This window comes from Candidatus Poribacteria bacterium (assembly GCA_026706025.1).
Lineage (GTDB): Bacteria > Poribacteria > WGA-4E > WGA-4E > WGA-3G > WGA-3G.
This window is the reverse complement of record JAPOZO010000057.1, coordinates 1-7475: the sequence shown is the minus strand read 5'-3', so window position 1 is coordinate 7475 and position 7475 is coordinate 1. Positions and strand designations below refer to the sequence as shown.

The following is a 7475-nucleotide window of genomic DNA, read 5'->3' as shown; positions in this document are numbered from 1 at the left end:
GCACATGCTCTAAAGATCATAGAAAATTTCTAATAACGAAAACTGAATGGCTCTGGTCGGATATCCAAAGTTGATTGAAATTTGCTTATCGATTGTGTTATCATAAAATTCATACAATCTAACCTGTGGAGGAAAGAAAGCCGTGAGTAAACCACTAAAAGTGTTCATTACCTACTCACATAAAAATACAGCAGAAAAGGACGAATTGATAACGCGTCTTGCTCTTCTGAAACGTGAAGGCATAATACGCATCTGGCATGACAATGAAATTCTGCCAGGGGACAAATGGCGTGATACTATTTTCAGTAACCTTGCTGACTCTGACCTGCTGCTCTATCTTACTTCCGCGCATAGCCTTGATTCTGAAAACTGTAATGAAGAGTTGGCAACGGCGTTAAATGCAGAGATAAGAATAATTCCGATTATCCTTGAGAATTGTGATTGGCAAAACTACCAACTTAGTAACTTTCAAGCTCTTCCTGACAGAGGCAAACCTATTGACGAATGGCAACCTGAGAGCAAAGGTTGGCAAAATGTAGCAAATGGTATCCGAAGAGCCATTGACCAAATGAAGGCTCAGGTGGAATCCTCATCCGAGAGTGCCCAAAACAGACGATTAGCTGAATGGGCGTTCCAACAAGGTAACTTTCTGTTGATGCTCAGACAAATTGATAGGGCAATAGAAGCCTACTCACATGTGATTGAACTCAACCCGCGCGATGCAGAGGCCTATAATAATCGGGGTATTGCTTATGTCAGCAAAGGTGAGTTTAATCTTTCCATTCAAGACTTTAATAGGGCTATACAATGGAAACCAAGCCTTCCCGAGGTATATAACAATCGCGGTACTGTTTATCTCAGCAAAGGCGAAGCTGACCGAGCTATCAAAGACTATAACACAGCAATAAAACTTGTACCGGATTATGTCCAAGCTTATAGCAATCGCGGTGGGACTTACGTTGTTCTTGGTGAATATGACAAAGCCATCTCAGACTTAAGCGAAGCTATAAGACTAGATCGTAATTATGACAGTGCCTATAAAAACCGCGGCAGTGCTTATATTGGCATGGGTGAGTATGACAGAGCCATCTCGGACCTGAACGAAGCTATAAGGCTTAAACCTGATTATCCCGATGCATACTGCAGTCGCGGTAATGCTTACTTTAACAAAGGCGATGTTGACCAGGCTATTGAAGACTATAACACAGCAATAACACGCAAACCTGATTATACTGAAGCCTATAGTAATCGAGGCGCGTGCTATATTATACTCGGTGAGTATGACAGAGCCATTGCTGATTTGAACAAAGCTATAGAACTGCAACCTGATTATGCTGATGCCTATAGCAATCGCGGTAGTGTTTACAACATGAGAGGCGAGTTTGATAAAGCCATTGCTGATTTGAACGAAGCTATAAAACTCAAACCCAATTATGCCGAGGCCTATAACAATCGTGGCAGTGTTTATATTGACATCGGCGAGTTTGACAGAGCCATCGCCGACTTGAACGAAGCTATAAGATTTGACCCAGATTATGCCGAGGCCTATAACAATCGCGGCAATGCTTACTTCAGCAAAAACGAGATTGATCTTGCTATCCAAGACTATAATACAGCAATACAACTTAAACCTGATTATGCCGAGGCATATTGCGGTCGCGGGAATGCTTACAAGAACAAAAATCAACTTGATGCTGCTATTAAAGACCTGAACAAAGCGATAGAACTGCAACCAGGGTTTTCGGAGGCATATAACAACCGAGGCAATGCTTATACCGAAAATGGTAAATACGATCTTGCTATCGAGGATTATGATAAGGCAATAAAACTTAATCCAACTTTTGCACAAGCCTATGGTAATCGCAGTAACGCCCACAACGGAAAAGGCAACTTTACCCAGGCTATAAAGGACTTAACCGAAGCAATAAAACTAAGTCCAAATGATGCTGCTTTTCATTTTAATCTCGGTAATGTGTACCAAGAGAGCGGAAAGATTGATCAGGCCATCGCAGCCTATACTACTGCGATCGATCTCGAATTTGACCGTGCTAGTGCCTATTATAGCCGAGGAAATGCTCATCTTAGCAAAGGTGATTACACGCGCGCTATTGAAGATTATATAACAGAGACACAATTGAACCCAAATTTTACTGATGCTTATGTTAATCTTGGGGTGGCTTATCGTGCTGATAATCAACTGGATCTCGCTATTGAAAGTTATACCATGATGATAGCACTGGATCCAAACAGTCGTACAACTTATGATGCCTATAATAACCGCGGCTTAGTTTATCTTGATAAAAATGACTTCAACCTCGCTATCCAAGATTTTGAAATGGCGATAAAACTTCAGCCAGAACGTGTCTTTGGCTATGTTAATCGTGCTGCTGCTTATCTCCGGAGAAACGAGGGGGATTTAGCTATTAAGGATTATACTAAAGTGATAAAACTAAACCCTGAACTTATAATGGCTTATTATGGCCGCGGAGCAGCGTGGTTAAGCTTAAGAGAATGGGAAAAAGCCAGAACTGATCTGATGACTGCTAAGGATAAAGGATTGGATATTACTGCTGCGTTTCATAATACCTACGGAAACGTTGCAGCTTTTGAACAGAAACACGGTGTCCAGTTACCAGAAGGCATAGTCATTTTACTGACTTCCGAAGTAGAACCTGATGATGCCGACACCTATAATGCTCACGGGATTGCTTATGGTGAAAATGGTGAGTTTGATGAAGCAATAAGGGCATTTACCAAGGCGATAGAACTGAATTCAGAGGCCGCCGGTGTATATTATAATCGCGGTCTCATTTATTACAATCAAAGGAAATTTCGCGAGGCAGTTGATGACTTTAGTATGGCGATAAACCTCAAATTTGACGATCCACTTGTCTACTTTTTCCGTGGTACTGCTCATCGCAGCTTACTGGTTTTTGATAAAGCGATTCAAGACTTCAACACAGCGATAAGTCTTAAACCTGATTATATAGAGGCCTATTACAATCGTGGGGAAACCTACTACAATCAGGACGAACTTGACCTCGCTATTGAAAACTATAACACGGTAATAGAATTAATGCCTAAATTTGCAGCAGCTTATTTCAATCGTGGCTTAGCTTATGACAGCAAAAACGATGTTGAGCGTGCGATCACAGACTATAACAAAGCAATAGAACTAAGCCCCGAGTATGCTGAGACATATTATAGTCGCGGGAATGCTTACAGCTACATGGGCGACTTTGACCTTGCTATAGAAGATTATACCAAGGCAGTACAACTTACCCCTGATGATACGCGCCTCTATAACAATCGTGGTGTAGTTTATTTTAAAAAAGGCGAAATTAACCGAGCTATAGAAGACTATACCAAAGCCATGACACTTGAGTCTGATTACGCTGGTGTCTATTATAATCGCGGAGAAGCGTGGTTGCACCTACAAGAATGGGAAAAAGCTAAAGCAGACCTCATCACTGCTAAAGACAAAGGACTGGATATCGTCGCTGCGTTTCGGAACGATTATAGAAACGTTGCCGCCTTTGAGCAGAAACATCAGGTTAAATTACCGAAAGACATCGTTGCACTTGTCCGGCAAGGTTTCAGGCACCGCTACCCCATGATAGAAAAAGTTTTAGACTCCGACGGAAAGCCCCTTGAATCGCCGGAGGTTTTGGATCTGTTACAAAGATTCCGAGACGCTGGCACGCCGCTGGGAGAATATATCAAGGAGCCTCCCTATTTTGGTATTGAAACAGTACCGACTAAAGTATTTGTAGTAGACAGTGCAACGCGGGATGAACTCATTGCAGCACACCCTTCATCGGCTGATATTTTGAAGCCGTTTTTACAGGGACCGGATATCAGACGCTGGCAGGTGGATGCACAAGATCAGTGGTTAATCTTTACCTACCGCGGTATAGATATTAACGCTTATCCTGCCATCCTAAAATACTTAGAAAAATACGAAGGACTTCTGAGCAAAAGAGGAGACGAACAGGAATGGTATGAACTCCAGACATCTCTTGAGGAAGCAGAACATTTCGCGCAACCGAAACTGGTCTGTCCAAACCTCTATAACACCCAAACTTTCGCCGTCGAGACAGAAGGTTTATATTGCGGATCTACCTGCTACGTTATTCCAACCGACGAAAGATGGTTATGCGGTTTACTCAATACACTCCCTGTGGAGTGGTTCTATTCGCAGGTGTCCAAACAATTAGACGGCGGTAAACTTGAGGCACGCAGTGAGTTTATCAAGCAAATTCCTGTCCCCGATATCAATGCGACACAGAAAGACTTGGTTCGCAAACTCGTCAATTACCTTATATACCTCCAGAAACAACCGACAATAAACAGTAAAGATTTGGCGGACTCCCGCGACTTTGCTGTGTTCAGATATTTTGAGTGGATCGTCAACGGATTGGTGTATGAGTTTTATATGCCTGATGTGCTTCAGAGTGCTGACAGAGATATTTTTAAACACCTAATAGCAGAACAGTTGCCTGAGATAGATGAGATTCAAGGAGATAAAATGTCTGCGTTCCGTTCTCTCTATGAGCATTTGCACGAGAGAGAGCATCCTGTTCGGGTAAACCTATTTTTTCAGGATAGTTTAAGACCTATCCGTATCATTGAGGGTAAGTGGTGAAAATTACTAAAATTGAAATCAAAAATTTCAAAGTTTTCCGAGGACCAGATGTAATTGACCTTAGCAAGAAAGGAGGGCAGAGCCTTTTACTTTATGGCGAAAACGGAAGCGGGAAAACATCTCTGTATAAGGCATTAGAATTATTCCTTGAATCCAGCGAGAATGATTCTCTAAGATTCATAGACCATAAAAACTTTCCTGCTATGGATGATGGTGATGATGGTTACGTAAGACTTCACTTTACGCCCAACCCAAATTTACAAAAAACAACCTATGAATGGTCAGATTCGGAAGTTGCTCTAAACGATACGAAAGTTCAGCCCATAATTGATGCATCAAAGGCAAAGGGATTTCTGGACTATAAAGCACTTCTACATACCCACTATCTCCACTACGAAGAAGATGTTGTGGATGTGTTCGATTTGCTGATTAAGACGCTCCTGAAAAACGTTATTAACGATATTAGTGTGCCGGCACGCAGTTTTGCGGAGGAGTGGCAGGACCTGTCAGAATTGCTTTTTCCTGAGCAAGGAACAGTGCAAGAAGTTGAAATTCCACAACAACAATTGGTGGATTTCAACACAGGTATTGAAAATATATTAATCAGATTGGAAGCAGATGCAAATAAGATGCTCCGCAAGTTTAGATACGAGAACACAGTTATTGAACTTTACCTTAAATATCAGGAACCAAAATTCAACAGCGATATTGACAAGTATGAGCCTCCGCAGATTCTTTTAAGGGTTGATTTCTGTGGTAGTACTCGACCCAAGCATCACCAATTTTTGAACGAGGCAAAACTATCGGCAATTGCACTTTCAATCTTTTTTGCCGGATTTCAACTTCAACCCCCCAGTGCCTTAAAGGTTCTCGCTCTGGATGATGCCCTAATCGGTTTGGACATGTCAAATCGGCTTCCCTTAATTGATATCCTTGACGCGTACTTCTCAGATTATCAAATCTTTTTGATGACTTACGATAAGGCATTCTATGAGATTTTCAAACAGCGTAAATTCAACGATGAACAGTGGAAAGCTGCCGAACTCTATTTGGGAAAAGTTGATGAATATGAAATACCAGTTTATGTTGAGGAGGAAAAGTACATTGATAAAGCAAAGGAATATCTTAACGCAAATGACTACAAAGCTTGTGCTGTTTACGTTCGGACCGCTTTTGAAGTGATAATGAAGCGGTACTGTAAGACAGAGAACATTCGGGTCAGATATCGTGAAAATCCGAAGGATTTGACCAGTCTGGACTTTTGGATACCAATAACTCGATGGCAAAAGAATAGACAGAATGTTGTAAATCAGACACTCAAAAATAAAATTGAATCGGCTCGAAAATTTACCCTAAACGAACTCAGTCATGCGTCTGTCGCGAACATCTATAGAAACGAACTTGAGGATGCTATAGATGCAGTAGAGGAACTTGAAACTGTATTAGCATAGGTCTAAGCCATGCTGAGGGAATCCACAATGATTCGGAACAATCAAGAACTTGAGGCAACACTGGAACGCATTGAGCACTTTCAAAAAATAGTTGAAAAACTCAAAGCGTTTGAAACCAACCTAAGAAATTATGAGTTATCTGCGGGTGGATTTCTTGCCGAAATCGATCAGATGAATCTGGAGGTCAGAGAGTATCTGTCAATTCACCCGAGCAAATTGATAGAACAAATTGCTGAAGGCAGCACATAAAAACAAGCAAAATCAATCCGCGTCATCCGTGTAATCCGTGAAAATCCGTGATTCAGACAGTTACGCCCTTGCAAATACCAAAACGTCGTAAGGCTGTCCGCCGTATTCAAACTGATTTTTGAGTTGTCCTTCACAGGTGAATCCTGATGCTTCTAAAACCGATGCCTTCTTCTTAGCACCGCTGTCAACATAACACTGAACTTTCATATCAGGGAACTCCACGGCTGAAAGCAAGGTAGGCACATCGTCGGCGAAATTTGGATGGAAGAAGAGATCGAGCACGGCAGTCGCGGGTCGCCAGCGTTCATCACGGCTTACAGTCGCCCAACCGACAATCGCACCGTCCGATGAAATTAACAGTTTGGTATCTTCGTAGACTTCCTCTGTTTCCAGAGCGTGTTTGAAACTTAGAAAGGGACCTTCGAGATTTGTGGGACCGTAAACACTCCACTTGAGACTCCGCAGCGTGTCCCATCCGACAATGCCTGACAACGCTGTAATTTTCGGCCAGTCATGCCATTCGACAGGTTTTGGCTGCACAGGCGCAGGCGCGAAGTAGCACTCTTCAAAGTCCTCGTTGACGTAATACTTCATGAAACCGGCTTCAGGATATACGCTCTCAAATCCGAAACTGTGGTAGATATAATAGGGATGACTATTATATCCGGTGCCGAGATAGAGTGCGCGCCCCGTGCGTTGTCGAAAATCTTCCATCTGATACGCCATCACGCCTTTACATGCCCCTTTCCTGCGTTGGTTGGGGAGCGTGAAAACATGCCCTAAAATGCCGATCCCTTCATGCTCGACCGTCATGATGTTGGTAATCACGCGCCCGTCAATTTTACCGACATAGAAACGGGTCTCCAAGGCATCAAGCACTTCCGTGACGCATCGCTCAATATGCCACTCCCAGTCTCCGCCCTTGTGTCCAAGGAACTGTTTCACCTCTTCGGCATGACGTGTATCTGGTGCGGTAATCACACCGACTTCCATCCGCTCTCCTGTCTTCAGTATCGCTTCCCCAAGTTTATTGTACATAGGTATCTCCATTAGATCGGTTTTAGGTAGGGTTATTTATGGTGAACCCAATAAATAAGTATACATTTTCTGATATTTTAGGTATACTCTCG

Annotated in this window: 4 protein-coding genes; 3 read left to right on the top strand and 1 reads right to left on the bottom strand. The window is 42.6% G+C overall.

Annotation, left to right across the window (positions count from 1 at the left end; genetic code table 11):
- Positions 1–142: 142 nt before the first annotated feature.
- Genes OXH00_13700 through OXH00_13690 form a run of 3 tightly spaced genes read left to right on the top strand, consistent with a single transcriptional unit; the run spans position 143 to position 6345 of the window.
- Positions 143–4645, top strand: a complete 4503-nt coding sequence (locus tag OXH00_13700) for a tetratricopeptide repeat protein (GenBank protein MCY3742064.1) — start codon at positions 143–145, stop codon at positions 4643–4645.
- Positions 4642–6096 carry an ATP-binding protein gene (locus OXH00_13695; protein MCY3742063.1) on the top strand — a complete coding sequence of 485 codons (1455 nt, stop codon included), beginning with the start codon at positions 4642–4644 and terminating at the stop codon, positions 6094–6096. The genes OXH00_13700 and OXH00_13695 overlap by 4 nt, the downstream gene beginning before the upstream one ends.
- 27 nt (positions 6097–6123) lie before the next feature.
- Positions 6124–6345, top strand: coding sequence for a hypothetical protein (locus OXH00_13690; GenBank protein MCY3742062.1), 222 nt, complete (start codon positions 6124–6126; stop codon positions 6343–6345).
- A 60-nt stretch (positions 6346–6405) separates the two neighbouring features.
- Here OXH00_13690 and OXH00_13685 read toward each other — a convergent pair whose 3' ends face one another.
- Positions 6406–7383, bottom strand: a complete 978-nt coding sequence (locus OXH00_13685) for a hypothetical protein (protein MCY3742061.1) — start codon at positions 7381–7383, stop codon at positions 6406–6408.
- Positions 7384–7475 lie beyond the last annotated feature (92 nt).